Raw genomic sequence first — 20,179 nt, 5'->3', positions numbered from 1 at the left:
TTTCAGACCGGGGACGCGACGCGACGGGTCCGCCGACCCCGCCCGAAGGCGGTGCGGCTCCAGTGCCGCTCGCTCGCCTTGTAGGCGGCGAGGCAATGGATCGCGACATGAGCGAGACAGTCCGCCCGGTCGAGGAGGAGCGCGTCGTCCGCCTCGCCCGATGACGGCCGGGCGAGAGCGCCGGCCCAGACCCGCGTCAGCAGGCCGGGACCCGTCGCCAGCCACAGGATGTCGCCGTCGCCGCGATTGACCGCCGCGCTCGCCTGAGCAAGCGCCCTGAGGACAAGGGGATGGCCGGGGCGCGCGGCAAGGAGATTGTTGCCGACCGAGCCGAGGTCCTCCTGATAGGCGAGGAGACCGGCGCCGCGGGCGATGAGCGGCGCGATCGGACGGAGGCACCGGTCGTCGGCATCGACCCAGACCCCGCCCTCGCGAGCGAGGAGCGCCAGGCGAAAGAGGTCCGCCTTCATCGCCGGCTCGCGGGCCCGCGCGAAGGCCGCGGCGGTGGCCGGCGGGGCGTGCGCCGCCAGCCAGCCTGCCGCCTCGCGCTCGCTCCAGACGCGGTGCGTGAAGCGGGGGTTGAGGTCGCGCCAGGTCGCCATGTAGGCGGCGACGTCGGCCGGCACCGCGTCGTCGGTCCAGAACTGGTGGATCGCCCGCGGCACGCCGCCGACGCCGACGCCGACGCGGGTCGCGAGCGCCCCCTGCCGGCGGGCCTCGATCAAATAGAGGACCGACGAGGCCGTGTGGTCGGGACAGGCGCGCAGGCACGCTGCGATCGCGGCAAGGCGCACGGCCGGCGGCTCGGCCAGCGCCGCCTGCAGCGCCGCCAGCGCCTCGGCGTCGAGGCGGAATTCGTCGAGCAGCTGGCCGTAGTGGCTCTGCGAGGGGTTGGCGGACTTGCCGCGCAGCGCGTTGGCCCCGGCCTCCAGCGCCGCGCCCTCTCGGAGCGCGCGGGCGGCGCGCGGCAGGTCGAGCGCCAGAAGCGCGGCATGGGCGAGGCGGTTGCGATACCAGCCGTCCGCCGGCTGCAGGCGCACGGCCGCCTCGCCTTCCGCGATGGCACGATCGAAGTCCCAGCCGGCGGCGGCGAGTTGGGCGCGGGCGAAATGCAGCCGCGCCGTGTCGGCCCGTGTCGCGGTGGTCAATCCCGACAGGAGCGCCTCGGCGCGCGGCAGCCGTGCGCCCTCGATCGCGGCCAGCGCGGCGGCGATCGCGACGGCGGGAACCCTCGCCCGCGCGAGGCTTTCGTCGAAGCAGCGCTCGGCCTCCGCGATCCGGCCGAGCTGGCGCAGCGTCTCGGCGCGCGCGAGCGTCAGTTCCGGCCGCTCGCCGAAGCGCTGCGCGATCGTCTCGAAGCGACCGAGCGCCGACGCCGGGTCGCCGCGCATCGCGGCCAGGCGCGCCAGCATCAGGGGCGGGCCGAGCCGGCCGGGATCGGCGGTCGCGGCCTCGTCGAAGAGAGCCACGGCGGCTTCGAGATCGTCGCGCGACAGGGCGAGCCGGGCCCGCGCCTCGAGAAGGCCGGGATGGCCGGGATGGCCGGGGTGACGCGCCTCGCCAACGGACAGCCACGCCAGCGCCGCCTCGGGCTGCCCCTGCCGCAGCGCTTCCTCGGCGGTCTCGACCGCAATCTCCGGCCGGTCCGGCCAGCGCCGCGCGGCGTCTTCGAGCACCCGCAGCGCGCCGGCGCCGTCGCCGTCGAGACGCCAGATGCGGGCGAGGGCGAGCGCAGCCTCTGCGGCGCGGGGATCGCCGGGCGCGACGCCGGCAAGGAGCGCGCGGGCGCCGTCGCCGTCGCCGCGCTCGGCGAGCCGCTGCGCGAGGAGGATGCGCGGATGGCTTTCGCCGGGATCGGCCGCGATCGCAGCACGGAGCGCCGACACCGCCTCATCTCCGTCGCCCCGCGCCTCGGCGAGGAGGGCGAGGCCGACATGGGCCCAGCCGAGGCCAGGCCGGCTTTCCAAGGCAGCGCGGTAGGCTGCCGCCGCCGCCTCGAAGCGCCCGAGCTCGCGCTCGATGTCGCCGAGGCAAAGGAGCGCGCGCGCATGCCCGGGCGAGAGGTGCAGCGCCTCGTCCAGGCGCGCGCGTGCGGCGTCGATGCCATCGAGGCGGCGGGCGAGGAGGGCGCGTTCGACGAGCGCCTCCGGTGCGGCGTCGGGGCGCCCGGCGAGGCGCTCGTAGACGGTTGCGGCGTCCGTGAAGACGCCGCCCGCGCGAAGGTCGGTGCCGAGCTCGAAGCCGGCCTGCGCCGGCCCCGCACCGTCCGCCCAGAGCGCGCGCATCCGATCGAGCGCGTCCGCCTCGCGGCCCTCGGCGCGCGCGACAAGGGCGAGGATGCGGTGGGCCCGCGGGGCGGTGGGGTCGATCGCGAGCGCGGCCTCGGCGTCGGCCTTCGCCTGCGCGACACGGCCAAGCGCGAGGGCCTCGCCCGCGCATTCGGCGCGCAGAGTGGCGTCCGCCGGAAGAAGGCGGGCCGCGGCGCGAAGATGGGCGAGTGCCCGCTCCGGGTCGCCGGTCTGCCGCGCTGCGCGCGCGAGCTGCCGCAGCGGTCGGGGCGCGGCGCCGCGCCGCACGAGATGACGGACGCAGATCGTCTCGGCCTCCGCGCGCTCGCTGTGATCGAGAAGTACGTCGGCGAGATCCAGCGCCCCGGCATCCGGGTCGAGGGCGGCGAGCGCGCGGGCCTCATCGAGCCGCATCGCCGCGTCACCGCGACGGGCGGCGAGCCGCATCAGGGCGCGGCGTGCGCCGGCAAAGCGGGGATGGCGCTGCGCGAGCGCGCGCAGCGCGACGTCCGCCTCGTCCAGCCGCTCCAGCGCCACGAGCGCCTCGGCATGGTCGAGCAGGAACCAGGGGTCGGCGGGCAGGAGATCCGACGCGACGCGAAGGGCGGCCAGCGCCTCCTCCGCGTTGCCGCGCGCGCGCGCCGCTGCGCCGAGCGCGCGAAGGGCGTGGGGCAGGGGCGTTCCGCTGGCGAGCGCGCGCAGCGCCGCGTCGGCTTCCTCGTCGCGGCCGAGCGCGCGCAAGGTTTCGGCGGCGTCGTAGGCGCTCCAAAGGTCGGCGCGGTCGCGCGCGGTGGCGGCCCGAAAATGGTGGAGCGCGGCATCGACATCGCCGGCGGCGCGCGCGACGAGCCCGAGCGTGCGGCGGGCGGGCGCGAAATCCGGCCGCTCCCCGGCGAGAGCCTCGGCCGTCCGGCGGGCGTCCTCGATCTCACCGAGCGCGAGATGTTCGAGCGCTTCGTCGTTGCGGCTCCACGGGTCGCCCGCCTCGCGGAACAGCGCCAGCGCGCGCGTCCGCTCGCCGGCCGCGCGGGCGGCGAGCGCGAGGTCGCGCAAGCTGGGGGTCGGGAGGGCGGACATCGGCGGGCGGCTCGTCGGGCGGAAGGGCACGGAGGCACCGACCTTGCACCGCGAACCCTGAACGGGCCCTTACGCAGGAAACGCCTCGCGTCGCGCGGCTTGCGGCGGCGTCCGGCTCGCGGGGCCGTCGGCGGCGGTCAGCCCGCCATCACGGTGTCCCTGAACTCCAGCTGGTCGGCGCCGGAATAACCGGGATCGTAGCCGTCGTGGTAGGAGACGGTGGTGCCGGTGTCGGTATGGGTCACGTGCCCGTCGGTGAGGTAGGGATCGTGATGCGCCGTGCCCGGGTCGGTGTGGCCGCTGTCGTAGCCGTCGGACCCGCCGGCATAGCCGAGAAGCGCGAACGGGTCGGACCCGTCGCCGCCGACCACGCTGTCGGGCGACCCGTAGGCGTAGACGCTGGCATCGTGGGCCGCATACGGATCGTGCGCCGCATAGGGGTCGTGGGTGCTGTAGGCGCCGGCCGTGTGGGCATCGTCGCCACCCGATGGCGGCATCGTGCCGGCGCCGTCGTGCAGGAGGATCGTGTCGCTGCCCGAGCCGCCCGGCAGGTCGGCGAAGGCCGACGAGCCGTCGGTGTGGACGGCCTGCGCGGAGGCCGAGCCGTCCATCGTCGCCCCCTCGCTGCCGGCATGGACGGTGTCGGTGTGGAGCGTCGTGGAATGGCCGGACGCGTAGATCGTGGCGTTGCCGCCGTAGATCGTCTCCATGCCGCCGGACGAGCGGATCGTGTCGCTGCCAGCGGGCGCGGGCGGCAGGGTGGAGAGCCCGTGCGTGCCCCCGTCGCTGCCCCAGAGCGTGTCGGTGCCGAAGCCCCCGAACGTCTCCGCCCCGGTGCCGGCATGGCCGCCGGGCACGCTGTCGGCGCCGGGCGGCGGCGCATAGGCGGTGGCGACATGGGTGTCGGCGGGCGGGGCGTGGAAGGCCGAGGCGCCGTCGGCGACGGGCTCTGTCGCGGGAGCGGCGGGGGTCTGCGGGAACGTGGTGTCGGAGCTGCCGGCGAGGATCGAGGCGGTGTGGTCGGGCTCGAACGCCGCGCCGTCGACAGGACCGGGGGTCGTCGCGGCCTCGGTGTGGGTCGCGGTCGGCGAGGGGCTCGAGGCGTCGCTCGCCACCGGTTCGGCGCTCGTGCGCGAGACGTCGGCCGAATCCGCAGACGGGCCGCCCAATCCGAGATCGGACAGCACGCTGTTGATGTGGTCGGACGTGTCCGGGGACATGTGTCCCTGGCTCGCGTTCACCGAATAGGTGTAGATCTCGGCCATTCAGGGCTTTCGGGATCCGGCGCCGCCGAGACGCGGTGCCGGGGCGGATGGATCAGGCGGCCGCGTCCACCGGGCCGGCCGCGCGGCGGAAGACCCGCAGGCGGCTCGGCTGGCGGACGGGGGTGGGCGGGGACAGGTGCGCGGAGACCCGTGCGGCCGCCACAAAGTCGAGGCGCACGCCGACGAGCGGGTCGAGCGGCGTCGGGCCGACGAGCTCGATCTCGCGGCCCTGGCGGGTCGACACCGACGAGCCGAGGAACACGGCGTCGGCCTTCAGCGCGAGGCCGGGCGCCGTGTCCGGCAGGAGGCGCACGCGCAGGCCGATCAGCGGCAGCGCCCGGCCGCGCGTGCCGGCATAGGTGCCGGCCGGCGTCCAGGGCGACCAGCCCGCGCCGCGCCCGCCCGACGCCACCTGATATTCGACCGGCAGCTCGGCGGCGACGCCGCGCATCTCCAGCCCCTCGATCCGGCCCGGCGTTTCCGGGCCGCAGATCCAGTGGCCGCGCGGGGCGGCGATGTCGCCGCGCAGCGACACGTGGGCGCGAAGCAGGAACTCGACGCCGCCGTCGGGAAGGTCGGGCCGCAGACGCAGTGCCGGCTCCGGCACCGCCTCGGACTCCGCGCCCATGCGCTTCAGCTCGAGACCCGCCGGCAGGGCGTTGCCGGGGCCTTTCGCGCGCATCACGACGTCGATCGCGCCCGCCTCCTCGGCGGTCACCACGAGCACCTGGCCCGGCCGCGACAGGAAACCCGGCCGCTCGCCGGGCGCGGTCAGAAGCGAGATGCCGGGCGACACGGCGACGATTTCGACCTCGGGCGCCTCGCCGGTCAGCAAGGCGTCCGTCCGGTACGAGAAGGCCGAGAGTCCTCGTTCCACCCGCAATGTCGCGCGTCGCTCGGATCCGTGCACAGCCCGCTCCATCCATTTCGTCTCCTGCAGAAGACGACGAGGGCGGGCGATATTCAAGTTAACGAAGACTGTTCCTGATGATGAGGAAAACAACAGATGAACTGCAACGGTGTCGTTGAATGCTTTGAGTAAAGATCAACGCAAAATTACCGAAGGTTTCCGCGACGGTCACCATCTTGCCGCCGCAGAGGCGCCCGCGTCCCGCACGCATCGACGCAACCGCACGTTACAGATGCGTAAGGAATATCGTTCATAGTCTAGAAGAATTGTCCGAGTGGGAGCCGTCCGCAGATGATCCGGGGTAGCATCGAGTTCGCCAGCACCGACCAGATTCAAGGCTGGATCCACACGTCCGACGGGCGGGTGCGCGATTACACGCTCCTCGCCTTCCAGGGGGATCAGTGCGTGGGCGCCGGCAAGGTCAACACCTTCCGCGGCGATCTCGCGGACGCGGGGCTCGGCGACGGCCATCTCGGCTTCAGCTTCCCGATCTCGGTGGCGCCCGAGCGCGTCGGCTCGGTGGTGCTGCGCCTCGAGGGCGGCGACGCGGTGATCCTGCAGAACGGCGCCCATGTCGCGGGCGGTTCCAAGGCGCGCGCCGGCTTGTCGCGCGACGAGGTGCGCGAGCGCCTCGCCTCGCTGAAATGGGCGCTGAAGCACGGGCGCATCTCGCAGGCCGACTTCGACTTCCTGCGCATCCTCTGGTCCTTCGGCGTCTACGAGCGCGGCCTCCTGCGCCGCTCGGCGGGCGACGATGCAGTGGTGGCGGAAAAGCCGGCGGCCGTCGCCGCCGCGCTTCTGGAATCCTACGCCGGCACCGACGTGCGCACGAGCACGGAAACGGTCCGCACCCCGGCCGAGTTCGCGGCCGCGCTCGCCCGCACGCTCGCCGCCTCGGCCGCCCCGCCGGTGGTCGCCCTCCATGCCAGCGGGCGCGCCAGCGTGCGCGTGGCCGAAGGCACGCATGTCTCCGACACCGAGGGCGCGCAGGCCGTGCCCTTCACCGACTATGCGCTGACCGGCGAGCAGCTTCTGATCCTCGACGCGCGGGCGCGCTCCGAGATCCAGATCGGCGACGGCGCCTCGGTCGAGATCGTCCGCGCCGAACCCGTCGCCTGACGCGGCGGCCGATCGGATTTCGACGCCCACGAAGTAGCGTCCCCTGCCCATGCTGCACGTCCTTCCCCTGTCCGCCTACGCGGCGAGCGATCTCGTGGACCACGAGGCCGGGCGCTGGTGCGGGCGCATCGAGCGCCTCGAGGCGGGACACGGCGTGTCGGGGTGGGTGCTCTCGGTGGACGTGCCGGAGGCGGCGACGGACCTCGAGCTGACGGTCGGCGACGACGCCTTCGCGCTCGGTGCGACCGGCCTTGCCCATCCGCCGAGCGATCTGCGCCTCGGCCGCACCACGCAGGCCGCCTTCCGCTTCGGGCCCGACGTCTTCGCGCGGCTCGCGCGCCTGTCGCCGCGCCGCGCCGCGCTTCGCGTCGGCGTGCGGGTGGCGGGCACCGACGTGCGCCTGATGCCGCCGGGCGGGCGCGACCCGACGGTCGGCGAACTCGTCGCCGCCTGGCGCCAAGGGCTGGTGGCTGGCCTCACCGCCGGGGCCGTTGGCGAGACGCGCGGCGACCGGATGCTGCGCCGGCTGGCCGGATTGCGCGCCGAGGCGCTGGCGCTGCGCGACCGGCCGCTGCGTCCGATCTCCGACAACGAGGTCGGCCAGATCGACGCCCTGCATGCGGCCACCGATGGTCAGGTCTGGTTCGTCGGCTGGATGAAGCGCGGCGCCGACATCGACTTTCCCGCCGTGGTCGCCGACCGCGACAAGCTGCCCGCGGGCGGCGCGGTGCTGCGCTACGAGCGGCCCGACCTCAACTCCACCTGCGTCGGCGTCGTCGGTCTTCTCGACACCAGCTGGCAGCCGCCGCCGACGCTGCGCGACGGCTTCGTCTATCTCGGGGCAGGCGCCCAGTTTCACCTGCGCTACGGTGCCTATACGCGCGTCCTGAAGGCCGACGCCTTCGCCGCTGCCTTCGCGCAGGCGCAAGCGCTGTCGATCGGCGGCCATGCCGAGGCGCTGGCCGCCGTCCTCCATGCCGGCGGCAACTGGATGGCGGGCAACGCGAGTGCCGCCGGCATGGCGACGGAGGGCGGGATCGACAAGCTCCTGATGGTGCCGGGCTTCGGCTGCTTTGCGGACGGCTGGGCGGTCAGCCCCGCCAAGCGCATCGAGACCTTCCAGATGCGCGTCGGCGACTGCGTGCTGGCCGCGGGCGAAGGCTCGACGAGCTTTCGCCCGCGGCCCGACCTTGCGTCGGTCTTCGGCGGCGGCGGCACCACGGCGCGCGCCGGCTTCTCGACCGTGCTCCAGGGCGCGCTGCCGCCGGACGCCGCCGGCGCGCCGCTTCTGCGCATCGTCCACGACGACGGCACGGGGGCGGTCCTGCGCATCGAGCCCAAGCTCCTGCGCCGCCTCGATCCCGTGGCGGATGGCGAAGAGCTCCTGACGCTGTTTCCCGCGATCCGTCACGAGCCCTTCTGGGATGCGTTCCTCGCCGCGCAGCGCCGCAACCTCGGCAACCTGCGTCGTGAGCCGGCAAAGCTTCGCGCGGCCCCGTGCGAGCGGCTCGTCGTCGTGCGCTTGCCGGGCGAGGTGGGGAACCTCAACCTCGTCTACGATCGGCTGGCCCGGCACCTGCCCGAACTCGGCCCCGGCGCGGGCGTCTGCATCGTCGCCGACCAGGGACGCGGCCGGGCCGAGGCGCTGATGCGCTTCGAGGAGCTTCGCGCCGGCACCGAGGCGCCCCTGTCGCTCCTCGTGGTGCCCCACGGCCACGACATTCTGTCGGAGTTGCCCTTCGTGCTTCAGGCGCTGTCGCCGGAGCGCTTCGTCCATGTCGGGCGCGGGCTCGTCCTCAACGCGGCCGGCTGGCGTGCCGCCGCGGCAAGCCTTCTACGACGCGGCCACGGGCTCGACCGGTTCGAGGTCCTCGACGATGCCGGGCGGCCGGACCGCGTCGACGGCGCTTTTGGCGCGGCCTGCTTCGGGTGGAGCACGGCGGCGTTCCTCGCCCATGCGGCCGACGCCCCGGCGCTGACGCGCGGGCTCTACGGCGACAGCGGCCTGCCGGTCTCGCCGGCGCGCGACCGCGCCCACCCGGCGTCCGCCATGCGCATCGAGCGCACCGCCGCCTCGCGGCTCGCCGACATGATCGACGCCGACCTTCTCGCCGGTCGGGGAAGCGAGGCCGCATGATCCCCGCCAATCTCAACGTCTCTCACGCCGGCCCGGCCGCCGCCCGGCCGCGGGTCGCCGTCGTCTCCCACAGCCACCCGTCGCTGTCGAAGGGCGGAGCCGAGATCTCGGCCTATGCGCTGTTCCGGGGCCTGCGGCAGATCGGGGTCGACGCGATCTATATCGGCGCCTGCGCGTCCTCGACGCGCCACCGCCTCGCCTTTGCCGACGAGAACGAGTTCGCCGTCTTCCACGACGCCGAGCGCTACGACCATTTCTATCACCTCGCGCCGCGTTCGGTGACCGACCAGCTCGTCGAGATTCTTGGGCGCGAGGGCGTCGGGCTCGTCAACTTCCACCACTTCTACCATCTCGGCCTCGGGGCCCTGCGCGCCGTCAAGTCGATGCCGGGCATGCGCACGTATCTGACGATCCACGAGTTCCTGGCGATCTGCCAGAACCACGGCCAGATGATCACGCGCCAGGCGCGCATCCTGTGCGAGAGCGCGTCCAACGAGGCCTGCGCGACCTGCTTCCCCGAGCATCTGCGCTCGCAGTTCGCGATGCGCCGCGACACGATGCTCGACAGCTTCGGCGACTTCGACGGCTTCGTCTCGCCGAGCCGGTTCCTCGCCGACCGCTTCACCGACTGGGGTCTCGATTCGGGGCGTATGAGCGTGATCGAGAACGGCCTGCTCGCGCCCGCCGAGCCGATGCGCAACCCCAAGCGCGACAAGAGCTGGACCTTCGGCTTCTTCGGCCAGATCAACCCGTTCAAGGGCGTCGACGTGCTGCTCGACGCCGCCGACCTGATCGCCGCCGACAAGGCGCTGGCCGGCACGATGCGCCTTCGCATCCACGGCAACCTGATCGGCCAGGGCCCCGAGTTCACCGAGCGCTTCGAGAAGAGCCTCAAGGCCCACCCGTTCCTCACCTATGCCGGCGCCTACGACAACCGCTCGGTGCACCGGCTGATGAGCGAGTGCGACTATGTCGTGATCCCGTCGAAGTGGTGGGAGAACTCGCCCGTCGTGATCCAGGAGGCCTTCGGCGCCGGCGCGCCGGTGATCTGCACCGGCATCGGCGGCATGGCCGAAAAGGTGCCGGACGGCGTGGCCGGCCTTCACTTCCGGCTCGGCGACGCGGCCGACCTCCTTCGCGCGCTGCGGCTCGCCGCCGATCCGAACAACGCGGCGGTCCTGCGCGCCGGCCTGCCGCCGGTGATCTCGGCGGCCGAGATGGCGCGGCGCTACTGCGAGGCCTTCGGCTGGCGCGAGGAGCGCGTCCTGCCGCCGCTCGAGGCGGCCGAGTGATCCGCGGCCATATCGACCTCGCCACGCGCTCGCGCGTCGAGGGCTGGATCCATTGCGACCGGCTCGCGCTGCGCGGCGCGACGGTGCTCGCTTTCCACGACGACCAGTGCGTCGGCGGCGGGCGGGTCGATCTGTTCCGTCAGGATCTCGCCGATGCCGGACTCGGCGACGGTTTCGTCGGCTTCGGCTTTCCCGTGGCGCTCGCGCCCGGCCAGGATCCGCGCGTCCTCGACGTGCGCCTCGACGGCGGCACGCTGCTCCTGAAGCAGGGCTCCACCGCGCTCGCCCCGCGCGAGGCGCTGACCGAGGACCGGCGCCGGCAGGGGCGCGACCCCGCCGCCCTGTCCTGGATGCTCGGGCGCGGCTGGCTGGCGCAGGCGCAGCACGATGCGCTGCGCGGCCTTGCGCGCTTCGGCGCCCATCCCATGACGCTCGCCGTCGAGCGCCGCGGGCGCGACGCGCGAGGCGTCTGCGACGAGGTGGCCCTCCACGCCGCCGAGCTTCTCGAACTCTATCTCCAGACGGCGATCGACTGCGAGATCCGCGACGAGGTGCGAGGGCACGAGCTTCCCGCGATGCGAAGCGCGGTGCGCGAGGCCTTCCCGCATGCCCCGCCGGTCATCGGCCTCTGGGCGACCGGCGATCGCCGGATCGACCTCGTGGAGGGCTCCCATCTCGGCGGCGAGGCGGCGGGCGCGGGCGCCGGGCTCGAATACGCGTTCGGCGGGCGCACGCTCCTTCTTCTCGACCTCGACGCCACGATCGGCTTTCGCGCCGGCGACGCCGCCCTGCCGTTCACCGCCTTCGTGCCGTGCCGGCCGGAGGAGCGCCGATGATCTCCGAGCGCGCCGAGCCGCTGACCGGCGAGCGCATGGTCGCGCGCATCTATTCGCCCTTCTCCTATCCGCTGCCGCGCCAGGCGGGCCTCGTGCCGATCGTCGCCGCGGAAGCCGAGCGCCTCGCCTCCGCCTTCCCCGTGGTCTGGCAGCGGGGCGAGGAGGGGCCGCGCCTCGTGGTCCTGCGCTCGCTCCAGGAGGACGGCTCGGGCTTTGCGCCGGGCACCGCCGACGCGCTACCGCTCCTGCCGCTGCTTCTTCAGGCCTACCCGTTCGTGTTCCCGTCCGGCCCGCCGCGCGAGAGCGACAATCCGCGCCTTCTCGACGTCGCCGGGGCCGACCTGCCGACGGATGCCGGCGCGCCGATCACCACGGCCGACGGACGCCTGACCAAGGGCGCCGAACTCCGCCTGCGCGCCCTGTCGCTCTTCGAGCGCGATTTCCCGCGCACCTCCGCCCTCGGCCGGATGCTCGGCGAACTCGGCCTCCTCGAGCCCTGGCCGCTGTGCTTCGACCTCGGCCACGGGCGCGCCTGCGACATCGAGGGTCTTGCCGTGGTTCAGGCCGGCGCCTTCGACACGCCGCGCCTCGAACCCGTCGTCGCCCGCTTCGGCATGGCGGCCGCCCGGCTCCTGTCGCTGCACCGCCTGTCGCTGTTTCGCGCCGCAGCCCTCCTCACCGCCGCCCGTGCGAGCGCCGGCACGAGTGCGCCGCGATGACGCTGACGCTCACCCCCCTGTCCGCGATGGCAGGCGCGAGCTTCCGCCCGCCGGAGCATTTCGGCTTCGCAGCGGCGCTCGCCTGGGTGCCGGTCAACGACACCGAGTTCCATCTCACCGCCCATCACCTGCCGCTCGCCGTGCGCATGCTCGGCGGCATGCCGCGCCTCGGCGCCCTCGTCCACCCTGCCTTCCTGCGGCGCCCGGCGGTGGACGGGCAGGGCCAGTGGCAGGCCGGCTACCGGCCGCTGGCGATGCGCACCCATCCCTTCGTGCTGTCGAACCGCCGCGGCGGGCGCCCGATCGACGAGATCGACGTCGTCGCCGATGCCGGGCTCGTCGGCCCCTGGGGCATGCCGGTCTGCTCCGACCCGGCCGCCGGCACCCTGTCCGGCGAGATGGCGGCGATCCGCAACGCCCTCATCGCGATGCGGACCGGGGCGGTGAAGCTGTCGGCGGCGCTGGAACTCTTGCGCATCGCGGGCGTCCTCGTGCCGCTGCGCGATCCCGCCGGGCAGCCGGCCGCCGATCTCACGGTGGATGCCGCGCGGCTCGCCGCCCTCGACGACGGCGCGGCGGCGGCTCTCGCCACGCGCTCCTTCCTGCCGCTGGATCTGGCGGGCGCTCTCGTCTTCTCGCGCCGCCACTTCCGCCCCGAGCGGCTGCCGCAGGCGCCCGAGCGCGCCGCGCCCGGCCGACCCACGGCCGAGGCGGGACCGCGCCTTGCCGAGCCCGCCGACGTTGTTCTGGCGAGCCTCGAGGCGATGAACTTCGCGCTCGACGGCAGCGACCTCTTCGACATCCTGGCGATCGGCGACCTGTCGGACTTCGCAGCGCCGCCGCCGGTTCAAGACGGGGAGGAGCGGGCCGCCGGGCGCCCGTCGGCGGCCGCGGCATGAAGTACCTCTTCGTCCATAACAACTTTCCGGCCCAGTTCCGGCATCTCGCGCTGCATCTCGGCGCCGACCCGAAGAACGAGGTGCGCGCGATCGGCGCCGAGGGCTCGCGCCCGCTGCCCGGCGTCACCCTCCATCGCTACACGCTGCCCGCCGGCTCGCTCGCCGCGACCCACCCCTTCGCGCGGCGCTTCGACGGCGAGGCGCGCCGCGCCGAGCAGGCCCTCTACGTCGCCACCATGCTGCGCGCCTCGGGCTTCACGCCCGACATCGTCGTCGCCCATTCCGGCTGGGGCGAGGCCATGCCGCTGCGCGCCGTGTTTCCGGACGCGCGCCTCGTGGTCTATTGCGAGTACTTCTACCGACCGCGCGAGTCCGACGTGAACTTCGACCCGGAGTTTCCCGAACTCGGCCTCGACGGGCTGGTCGGCCTCCACGCGCGCAACGCCGCGAGCCTTCTGGCGCTTGCCGACTGCGACATCGCCCTGTCGCCGACGCTCTGGCAGCGCTCGACCTTCCCCGCCGAGTTCCGGCCGAAGATCCGCACCGTGCACGAAGGCGTCGACACGCGCCTCGTCGCGCCCGACCCCGCCGCGACGCTCCGGCTCGACGACGGCACGACCTTGCGCGCCGGCGAGGAAACCGTGACCTTCGTCGCACGCAACCTCGAGCCGCTCCGCGGCTACCACGTCTTCTGCCGCGCGCTGCCGGAGATTCTGAAACGCCGGCCGGAGGCGCGCGTGCTCGTCGTCGGCGGCTTCGACGTGAGCTACGGGCAGCGCCCGCCGTCGGGCGACAGCTGGCACCGCATCTTCCTCAACGAGGTGGCCGGCGAGATCGACCTCAACCGCGTCCACTTCCTCGGGCACCTGCCCTTCGCGCGCTATCTCGACGTCCTCAAGGTCTCGCGCGCCCACGTCTATCTCACCTATCCCTTCGTCCTCTCCTGGTCGTGCCTCGAGGCGATGGCGACGGGCTGCGCGATGATCGCTTCGGACACGCCGCCGGTGCGCGAGGTGATCGACGGGCGGAACGGCCTGCTCGTGCCCTTCCACGATCCGAAGGCGCTGGCGGGCGCCGTGACGAAGGTGCTGGCCGAGCCCGAGCGCTACGAGGCGATGCGGGCCGCCGCCCGCCGCACCGTGGTGACCCGCTACGACATGGCCGGCGTCTGCGTTCCGCAGGCCATGCGCCTCATCCACGCGCCGACCGTCGCTCCCCGCCTTGCCGCTCCCGCCTTCGAGCCCGGCCTCTTCGGCGCGGCGTGAGCGGCCCATCGAGTTTTAAGGTTTTGCGACGATGCTGTCGGCCGACTTTCGTCCTCCGCACGACCATGAGCAAAGGTTGAATCCCATGCGCGCAGCCCTGGTGAAGTATTCCGGCCGGCGGCTCAACAACCACGAGGCCGTGTGGTTCGACGTCCCCTTCCGCAACACGCTGGAGGACTACTACAACACCGGCGACATCTGCGTGTACGATTCGACGCTGCGTCTCGTCGACTATACCGAGGGCCACTCGCTCAACATCGACGAGCCGGTCACCGAGGAAGGCGTGCGCCGGATCAAGGAGCGCTGCGACTTCATCCTCCTGCGCGGCTCCAACTACATCCACGAGGCGATGGACTGGGGCCATTTCCCGCAATGGCTGGAGGCGCTGGACCTGCCGGTCCTGTGCATCGGCGTCGGCGCGCAGGCCGAGACCGAGCGGCCGGTCGTGCTGCCGCCGGAGGGGCGCCGCCTATGGCAGATGATCGCCGAGCGCGCGACGATCGGGGTGCGCGGCGCGTTCTCGGCCGAGACGCTCCACCGCAACGGCATCCACAATCTCGAGATCATCGGCTGCCCGTCCCTGTTCCGAGCCCGCGACCGCGCCATGGCGCTGCGCCACCGCGAGGACGGCCCGAAGCGCGTGACCTTCTCGCTGCGCCGCGAGGTCGGCTCGACCTATGCGGTCGATCCGGCCGAGTTCCAGGCGACGCAGAAGCGCATCATCGCCAAGCTCGACCTCGCCGCCGACCTCTACCTCTCCTGCCACGGCGAGCCGGAGGAGAAGGCCTTCTTCTTCCGCGCGCCGCTCCACAAGGACCGGGCCACCGCCAAGCTCGTGGCGGAAGGCTGGTTCGACGAGGTGACCGGCGCCCGCCTCAAGGCGCTCTATGAGCAGCGCCTCTACTATGTCGGCGCGCCGGGCGACTACGACGTCTACGCGCCCCAGTTCGACGCCGCGCTCGGCTACCGCGTCCACGCGGTGCTGCCGGCCGTCGCGATGGGCGTGCCGGGCGTCCTCTTCTCCTACGACACGCGCTCGCGCGAACTCGCCGAGACCTTTGACCTGCCGATCTACACACCCGGCGAATTCGAGCGCCAGACGCTCGCCGACGCGCTCGCGCCTGCGCGCTTCGCCCGCTTCTCCCAGCTTTTCCCCGAGCGCTACGACCGGATGAAGGCCTTCATCGAGAAGAACGGCGTGAAGACGCGGATGTGAGGCCGGCCGAAGGCGCGTCGTCGATCCACCGTCGCAAGGCATCGTTGACGCGGCTCTGCCAGCCGGGACCGGACGCACGCAGCTTGTCCACCAAGTCGTCGTCCAGACGAATGGAGATGGGCGTCTTCGTGCGCGCGGGGCCACGCTTGCGAAGCGTCTCGACGATGCTGGCGTAAAGTTCGGGCATCTCTTCGGAAAAAGGCTTGGCGCGGGCGAAATCGTCGTCCGTCCATTCCGGGTTGTCACTCACGTCGTCCCAATCGGCTCGCGTATACCCATGGGCGGCGGCGTGAACGGGGTCAAAGTCCTTGCTCATGTCGCAGTCTCTCATTCTTGGACGCGGGACGAAGGCTGACAACCGAAAGCGCCTGACTCCCCAGAGGCTGGAAGACGACCGATACGACGAGCATTCCATCCATCCAGCCTATGGCTCGCCGCCGTCCGGTATGAGCAGGCAGAAGCGTCGCGGAAGCAAAGAAGTAGACGTCGAGATCGGCGAAATCCAAACCGTGTTTGGCGAGATTGATCTCGCGCTTATGCTCGTCCCAGACGATCTGCATCGGTTCGTATATACGAGTTTTATGTTGGCGGGGCAAGGTCGCAAGCGGCGGCCCTATCGCCCCTCGATCTCCACCGGCACGGCCACGATGTCGCGGTCGGGGCCGACCTCGCAGCCGTCGAGGCGGGCGCGCACGAAGGTCAGCAGCGCGCGGTCGCCGACGCCGGTGAAGTTGCGGTCGGGGCTCGCCGGGTCGACGAGGGCGGGATAGCCGATCGGCCAGTCGGGCGCGCAAGGGGTGCCGCTGCCCATCAGCGGCGCCTTGAGGAGCAGCGCCGGGCCCTGCCAGTGGAGGAGGTCGGGGCTGGTGGAAAAGAACACGCCGGTGCGCTCGATGCCGGCTTGGTCAGCGCGGCGGCCCTTCATCGTGGCGATCCAGAGCCCGGAGCCCTCGTGGCGGGTCAGGCTCGTCACCGGCCAGGGCAGGGCGGCCGGGTCGATCGGCTCGCAGAGATGCGCTCCGGGATCGACGTCGGCGCGGTAGGGGTCCTCGAAGCGGACGCGATAGGCGCCGTCCGCCCAGCCCCGCCAGCGCGTGGCGTCGGCGAGGTCGTCGGTGCGCAGGAGGCAGTTGCCGGACGGCCAGGGCGCGGGCGCGACGACGTTCGCCATCATCGCGAAGCCCCCGGTGATCGCCACGATGTTGGTCGGCTCGAAGAGGCCGGCGCGGCGCCCTTGCGTGTCCTCGGCGCGGCGGGGCAGGGCGGCGACGAGGCGCGGCTCGGCCGGCCGGAAGGTCGCGCCGCCGTCGTGCGAGATCGCGGCGGTCAGCGTGTTGTACCAGCAGGCGTCGGCCTCGTCCGCCTCGCAGGCGCCGGTCTCGTGACCGCGGTATTCGTCGTGGACGACGGCGTGCACCGTGCGCCCGTCCGGCGTGAAGGTGCTGGCGATCCAGCTGCGATTGTCGAAGGAGGCGGGGTCGTCCCGCCCGGCGCCCTCGAAGGCGACGCGGCAGGAATGGCGCAGCGAGGCGAAGTCCGGCCCCGCGAGCGCCCGCGCCCGGTGATGGCTCTGGAAAACGTGGATCGTGCCCGACGCGTCGCGATAGGCGCGCGTCGGCGTATCGGGGATGTCCCAGGTCTCGCAGGCGTCGCGATCGTGGTCGAAGACGAGGCGCTCCTCGCTCGGGCGGGCGGTGATGCGCAGGGCCGGCAACTCGCCTGCGCCGGCGGCGGGCAGGGCTCCCGCGACGAGACCGGCCGCCAGCGTTCCGCGAACGGCCCCGGACGGGCGGCGCCGGGTCGTGGCTGCCTTTTTAAACAGAGCTTTACTCCCCCCGTGCCATTTTTCGTCGAATGTCCGGCGTTGCGGTTCGTCCGCGCCTGCCGGGAGGGAACGGGCGGCGGGCGGCTTTGATCCCGATCGTCATGCCACGACGGCAGGCCGGAAAGGAACGGGCCATGCGCGATCCCCGGAGAACCGGGAAGCGCCAGGGGGCGGGAGGCGACGGCGCGGCAGGCGCGCCGGAGGCCTTGCCGCGCCTTGCCGGCGGGAGGGGTGCGGATTGAAGCCCGTCCTGTCCTCGCCGCTCGTCGCGATCGTCCGCTCCCTGTCCTTCGGCTACCTCAACCTCTTCGCCTTCGGCTTCTTCCTGCCCTTCCTGTTCATGGCCATGTCGGTCGTGCCGATGAGCATCGTGGAGCGCGTCGGGACGAGCCGCAACGCCTCGACCCTCATTACGCTCCTCCTGATCGCCGCCGTGGTCGCGGCGACCTACACGATCATGGAGCAGATTCGCGGCCAGGTGCTGGAGCGCATGGGCCTCGTCATCGACGAGCGCCTGACGCGCGTCTGCTTCGACGCGGTGAACCGGGCGCAGGGGCGCGCCGGCGCACCGGCCGCCCAGGCGCTCGCCGACCTCCAGACCGTGCGCCGCTTCCTGTGCGGGCCGTCGCTGTCGGCGATGATCGACGCGTTCTGGTCGCCGCTCTTTGTGCTGGCCATGTTCTTCATCAACGCCGCCTTCGGCTTCCTGATGCTCGGGCTCCTCGCCTTCTCGGCGGCGGCCTCGGTGGCGACGCACTACTGGGTGTCGGCGCATCTCGCCTCGGCCCAGCGGCTCGACCTCGAGGCCAACGAGTTCGGTCTCGCCGTGTCTCGCAACGCCGAGGCGCTGCGCGTCATGGGCATGCTGCCGGCGCTCGCCGAGCGCTGGTACGCGCTGCATCGCGACGGGCTCGGCTGGCGGGGCCTCGCCCAGGCACGCGCCGCCCAGATCGGCCTCGTGCCGCGCATGGTGCAGAACGCCCAGATGATCGTGGTCTACGGGCTCGGCGGCTTCCTGTTCCTCTCGGACCGCATCCAGCTCTCAGTCCTCTTCGTGGTCCTGATGGTGATGATGCGCGCGCAGGGGCCGCTCCAGCACATCATCAACAACTGGAGCCAGATCCAGTCCTTCGCCTCGGCCGCCCGCCGCCTCGACGCGCTCCTGCGCGGCATCGAGGCGAGCCCGCATCCCCTGTCGCTGCCGCGCCCCTCCGGCGCGCTGAAGGTCTCGCGCCTCGTCGGCGGTCCGCCCTCGATGAACCGGCCGGTGATCAACGACGTGTCGTTCACGCTGGAGCCGGGCCGGATTCTCGGCGTCGTCGGCCCGAGCGGGGCGGGCAAGTCCTGCCTGTCGCGCCTCGTCACCGGCATCTGGAAGCCGGCGCGCGGTACGATCGTCTTCGGCGAGCAGGACCTGTCGCACTGGGACCCGGACGAACTCGGCCGCCATATCGGCTACGTGCCGCAGGACGTCGAGTTCCTGCCGGGCACGATCGCCGAGAACATCGCGCGCTTCGACCCGCACGCCACCAGCGAGGCGATCCTCCAGGCGGTGGAGCTCGCCGGCATCCACGACATCCTGCGCGGTCTCGCCGACGGTTACGCGACGCGGCTCGGCGGCCCCGGCGGCCATGTCCTGTCCGGCGGCCAGCGCCAGCGCGTGGCGCTGGCGCGCGCGGTCTACGGCCGCCCGCGCCTCGTGGTGCTGGACGAGCCGAACTCCAACCTCGACGCCGGCGCCGAGCAGGTGCTCGGCCGCACCATGCAGCGCCTGCGCGACGACGGCGCGGCGGTTATCGTGGTCTCGCACCGCATCAGCCTTCTCGGCTTCTGCGACGATCTCCTCGTCCTCAACGAGGGCGTGGTGCAGGCGATCGGCGCGCGCGAGCGAATCTTCAACCGCCTGCCGCGCTTCCGCGACGCGCCCGCGCCGCCCGTCCTCGACCTGCCGCGCACCGGGACCGGCGGATGAGCGCGCTCGGCCCGGCCCTCGGTTCCGCAACGACCCCCGCCGCCGCGCCGCTCGTCGCGGCCCCCGCGCCCGACACCAACTGGCGCGGCTCGCTGCGCACCGGCTGGATCGTGCTCGGCCTGTCGGTGGGGCTCGCCGGCGGCTGGGCGGCCTTCGCCCACGTGAACTCGGCCGTCGTCACGGCCGGCACCTTCGCGGTGGAATCGCATCGCCAGAGCGTCCAGCATCTGGAGGGCGGCATCGTCGAGGAGATCCTGGCGCGCGACGGCGACCGGGTGGAGGCGGGCCAGGTCCTCCTCCGGCTCGACACGACGCGCTCGCAGGCGGCCGCCGCCGCGGCCGCGCAGGCGCTCGCCGGCGCGCTCGCGACGGAGGCCCGCCTCGTCGCCCAGCGCGACATGGCCGACTACATGGTCCTGCCCGAGGAGGCCGCGAGCCTGATGCGCGGGCTCGACGGCGGCGAGCTGCAGGACAACTACCGCGAATTCGAGGAGCGCCGGCAGGTGCTCGCCGGCTCGCTGGAACTCCTCGACACGCAAGGCAGGCAGGCCCGCAACGACATCGCCCAGACCAAGCTCGACGCGCAAGCCGCCTCCGACCAGCTGGCCAGCATCGGGCGCGAGCTGAAGAGCGTGAAGCCGCTCTTCGACAAGGGCCTGGTGGCGCTCAGCCGTCTCACCACGCTGGAGCGCCAGAAGGCGCAGTTCGAGGGCACGATCCGCAAGAGCCGCAACGACGAGCAGAAGGGGCTCGACAAGCTCGCCGAGATCGACCTGAAGCGCGAGGCGCTGCGCAAGGACTATCGGCAGGAGGCGTCGGCCAAGCTCATCGAGACGGGGCGCCAGATCGCCTCGCTGCGCCAGGAGCGGCAGGTCGCGCTCGACATGCTCGCCCGCTCCACCATCCGCTCGCCGGTCGCCGGCACGGTTCAGGCGTCGCGCCAGTTCACGGTCGGCGGCATCGTGCGGCCGGGCGAGACGATCCTCGAGGTCGTGCCGGAGGGCGAGGAGATGCGGGTGCGCGTGCGCATTCCGCCGAGCGAGATCGACCGCGTGCACGAGGGCATGACGGTCGAGGTGCATCCGGGTTCGCTCATGAAGTTCCGGCGCGAGAAGGTTTCAGGGACGCTCGTCGCCCTGTCGCGCGACACGGTCGCCGCGAGCGATCCCGGCCAGCCCCCGGCCTATGCCGCCGAGGTCGAGATCGACGACGCCACGCTTCCCGCCGACGTGCGCGCCCGGCTGGTGGCGGGCATGGACGCCTCGGTGGTGATCCCGACCGAAGGCCGCACGGTGCTGGAATACCTGATCGAGCCCGTCCTGAAGAACGTCGAGCAGTCGCTGCGCGAGCGCTGAAACG

16 protein-coding genes are annotated in these 20,179 nt (G+C 72.8%); 10 read left to right on the top strand and 6 right to left on the bottom strand.

The window, feature by feature from the left end:
* Positions 1 to 2 precede the first annotated feature (2 nt).
* The 3 genes from ASF65_RS16750 to ASF65_RS16740 form a co-directional block, all read right to left on the bottom strand.
* Entirely contained in the window at positions 3 to 3,365 is a 3,363-nt protein-coding gene (locus ASF65_RS16750) for a tetratricopeptide repeat protein (RefSeq protein ID WP_055891600.1), read from the bottom strand.
* Between the two features lie 137 nt (positions 3,366 to 3,502).
* On the bottom strand, positions 3,503 to 4,630 hold the full coding sequence (locus ASF65_RS16745) for a hypothetical protein (RefSeq protein WP_055891598.1): 1,128 nt from the start codon (positions 4,628 to 4,630) through the stop codon (positions 3,503 to 3,505).
* Positions 4,631 to 4,682: 52 nt separating this feature from the next.
* Entirely contained in the window at positions 4,683 to 5,507 is an 825-nt protein-coding gene (locus ASF65_RS16740) for a hypothetical protein (protein ID WP_055891591.1), read from the bottom strand.
* Between the two features lie 324 nt (positions 5,508 to 5,831).
* Here ASF65_RS16740 and ASF65_RS16735 point away from each other — a divergent pair, with 324 nt between their 5' ends.
* The 8 genes from ASF65_RS16735 to ASF65_RS16700 all read left to right on the top strand — a co-directional run bounded on the left by ASF65_RS16735 (position 5,832) and on the right by ASF65_RS16700 (position 15,023).
* The gene (locus ASF65_RS16735; RefSeq protein WP_055891588.1) at positions 5,832 to 6,659 is read left to right on the top strand and encodes a hypothetical protein; all 828 of its coding nucleotides are present in this window, start codon (positions 5,832 to 5,834) and stop codon (positions 6,657 to 6,659) included.
* Positions 6,660 to 6,708: 49 nt separating this feature from the next.
* Positions 6,709 to 8,796 (top strand): hypothetical protein, encoded by a 2,088-nt coding sequence (locus tag ASF65_RS16730; RefSeq protein WP_055891587.1) that lies wholly within the window; start codon positions 6,709 to 6,711, stop codon positions 8,794 to 8,796.
* On the top strand, positions 8,793 to 10,088 hold the full coding sequence (locus tag ASF65_RS16725; RefSeq protein ID WP_055891584.1) for a glycosyltransferase family 4 protein: 1,296 nt from the start codon (positions 8,793 to 8,795) through the stop codon (positions 10,086 to 10,088). Before ASF65_RS16730 ends, ASF65_RS16725 begins: the two co-directional genes overlap by 4 nt.
* Positions 10,085 to 10,924, top strand: coding sequence for a hypothetical protein (locus ASF65_RS16720; protein WP_055891582.1), 840 nt, complete (start codon positions 10,085 to 10,087; stop codon positions 10,922 to 10,924). The genes ASF65_RS16725 and ASF65_RS16720 overlap by 4 nt, the downstream gene beginning before the upstream one ends.
* Positions 10,921 to 11,643 (top strand): SapC family protein, encoded by a 723-nt coding sequence (locus ASF65_RS16715; protein WP_055891579.1) that lies wholly within the window; start codon positions 10,921 to 10,923, stop codon positions 11,641 to 11,643. The genes ASF65_RS16720 and ASF65_RS16715 overlap by 4 nt, the downstream gene beginning before the upstream one ends.
* On the top strand, positions 11,640 to 12,542 hold the full coding sequence (locus tag ASF65_RS16710) for a SapC family protein (RefSeq protein WP_055891576.1): 903 nt from the start codon (positions 11,640 to 11,642) through the stop codon (positions 12,540 to 12,542). Before ASF65_RS16715 ends, ASF65_RS16710 begins: the two co-directional genes overlap by 4 nt.
* Positions 12,539 to 13,807 carry a glycosyltransferase gene (locus tag ASF65_RS16705; RefSeq protein ID WP_082505781.1) on the top strand — a complete coding sequence of 423 codons (1,269 nt, stop codon included), beginning with the start codon at positions 12,539 to 12,541 and terminating at the stop codon, positions 13,805 to 13,807. The genes ASF65_RS16710 and ASF65_RS16705 overlap by 4 nt, the downstream gene beginning before the upstream one ends.
* 85 nt (positions 13,808 to 13,892) lie before the next feature.
* Positions 13,893 to 15,023, top strand: coding sequence for a polysaccharide pyruvyl transferase family protein (locus tag ASF65_RS16700; protein ID WP_055891574.1), 1,131 nt, complete (start codon positions 13,893 to 13,895; stop codon positions 15,021 to 15,023).
* On the opposite strand, the gene ASF65_RS21040 is transcribed toward ASF65_RS16700, so the two are convergent.
* From ASF65_RS21040 to ASF65_RS16690, 3 genes are read right to left on the bottom strand one after another with little or no spacing between them, the layout of a single operon-like run.
* Positions 14,989 to 15,339, bottom strand: a complete 351-nt coding sequence (locus ASF65_RS21040) for a BrnA antitoxin family protein (protein WP_156369352.1) — start codon at positions 15,337 to 15,339, stop codon at positions 14,989 to 14,991. The two genes, ASF65_RS16700 and ASF65_RS21040, sit on opposite strands and share 35 nt — an antisense overlap.
* A complete protein-coding gene (locus ASF65_RS16695; RefSeq protein WP_055891571.1) occupies positions 15,323 to 15,583 on the bottom strand; it encodes a BrnT family toxin in 261 nt (86 codons plus the stop codon). Before ASF65_RS16695 ends, ASF65_RS21040 begins: the two co-directional genes overlap by 17 nt.
* A gap of 53 nt (positions 15,584 to 15,636) precedes the next feature.
* Positions 15,637 to 16,737 (bottom strand): hypothetical protein, encoded by a 1,101-nt coding sequence (locus tag ASF65_RS16690; protein ID WP_055891567.1) that lies wholly within the window; start codon positions 16,735 to 16,737, stop codon positions 15,637 to 15,639.
* A 349-nt stretch (positions 16,738 to 17,086) separates the two neighbouring features.
* Here ASF65_RS16690 and ASF65_RS16685 point away from each other — a divergent pair, with 349 nt between their 5' ends.
* Complete coding sequence (locus tag ASF65_RS16685) at positions 17,087 to 18,820, top strand: ATP-binding cassette domain-containing protein (protein WP_055891564.1); 1,734 nt, start codon at positions 17,087 to 17,089, stop codon at positions 18,818 to 18,820.
* Positions 18,817 to 20,175 carry an HlyD family type I secretion periplasmic adaptor subunit gene (locus tag ASF65_RS16680; RefSeq protein ID WP_055891561.1) on the top strand — a complete coding sequence of 453 codons (1,359 nt, stop codon included), beginning with the start codon at positions 18,817 to 18,819 and terminating at the stop codon, positions 20,173 to 20,175. The genes ASF65_RS16685 and ASF65_RS16680 overlap by 4 nt, the downstream gene beginning before the upstream one ends.
* Positions 20,176 to 20,179: the final 4 nt, after the last annotated feature.

The organism is Aureimonas sp. Leaf324 (assembly GCF_001423245.1).
Classification (GTDB): domain Bacteria; phylum Pseudomonadota; class Alphaproteobacteria; order Rhizobiales; family Rhizobiaceae; genus Aureimonas.
This window is presented reverse-complemented; position numbering and strand designations above follow the sequence as displayed.

Bases quoted from the DNA above. Each gene is read 5' to 3' on its own strand.
- ASF65_RS16750 (WP_055891600.1), bottom strand. From the start codon at position 3,365: ATGTCCGCCCTCCCGACCCCCAGCTTGCGCGACCTCGCGCTCGCCGCC.
- ASF65_RS16745 (WP_055891598.1), bottom strand. From the start codon at position 4,630: ATGGCCGAGATCTACACCTATTCGGTGAACGCGAGCCAGGGACACATG.
- ASF65_RS16735 (WP_055891588.1), top strand. From the start codon at position 5,832: ATGATCCGGGGTAGCATCGAGTTCGCCAGCACCGACCAGATTCAAGGC.
- ASF65_RS16730 (WP_055891587.1), top strand. From the start codon at position 6,709: ATGCTGCACGTCCTTCCCCTGTCCGCCTACGCGGCGAGCGATCTCGTG.
- ASF65_RS16725 (WP_055891584.1), top strand. From the start codon at position 8,793: ATGATCCCCGCCAATCTCAACGTCTCTCACGCCGGCCCGGCCGCCGCC.
- ASF65_RS16715 (WP_055891579.1), top strand. From the start codon at position 10,921: ATGATCTCCGAGCGCGCCGAGCCGCTGACCGGCGAGCGCATGGTCGCG.
- ASF65_RS16710 (WP_055891576.1), top strand. From the start codon at position 11,640: ATGACGCTGACGCTCACCCCCCTGTCCGCGATGGCAGGCGCGAGCTTC.
- ASF65_RS16705 (WP_082505781.1), top strand. From the start codon at position 12,539: ATGAAGTACCTCTTCGTCCATAACAACTTTCCGGCCCAGTTCCGGCAT.
- ASF65_RS16700 (WP_055891574.1), top strand. From the start codon at position 13,893: ATGCGCGCAGCCCTGGTGAAGTATTCCGGCCGGCGGCTCAACAACCAC.
- ASF65_RS21040 (WP_156369352.1), bottom strand. From the start codon at position 15,339: ATGAGCAAGGACTTTGACCCCGTTCACGCCGCCGCCCATGGGTATACG.
- ASF65_RS16695 (WP_055891571.1), bottom strand. From the start codon at position 15,583: ATGCAGATCGTCTGGGACGAGCATAAGCGCGAGATCAATCTCGCCAAA.
- ASF65_RS16680 (WP_055891561.1), top strand. From the start codon at position 18,817: ATGAGCGCGCTCGGCCCGGCCCTCGGTTCCGCAACGACCCCCGCCGCC.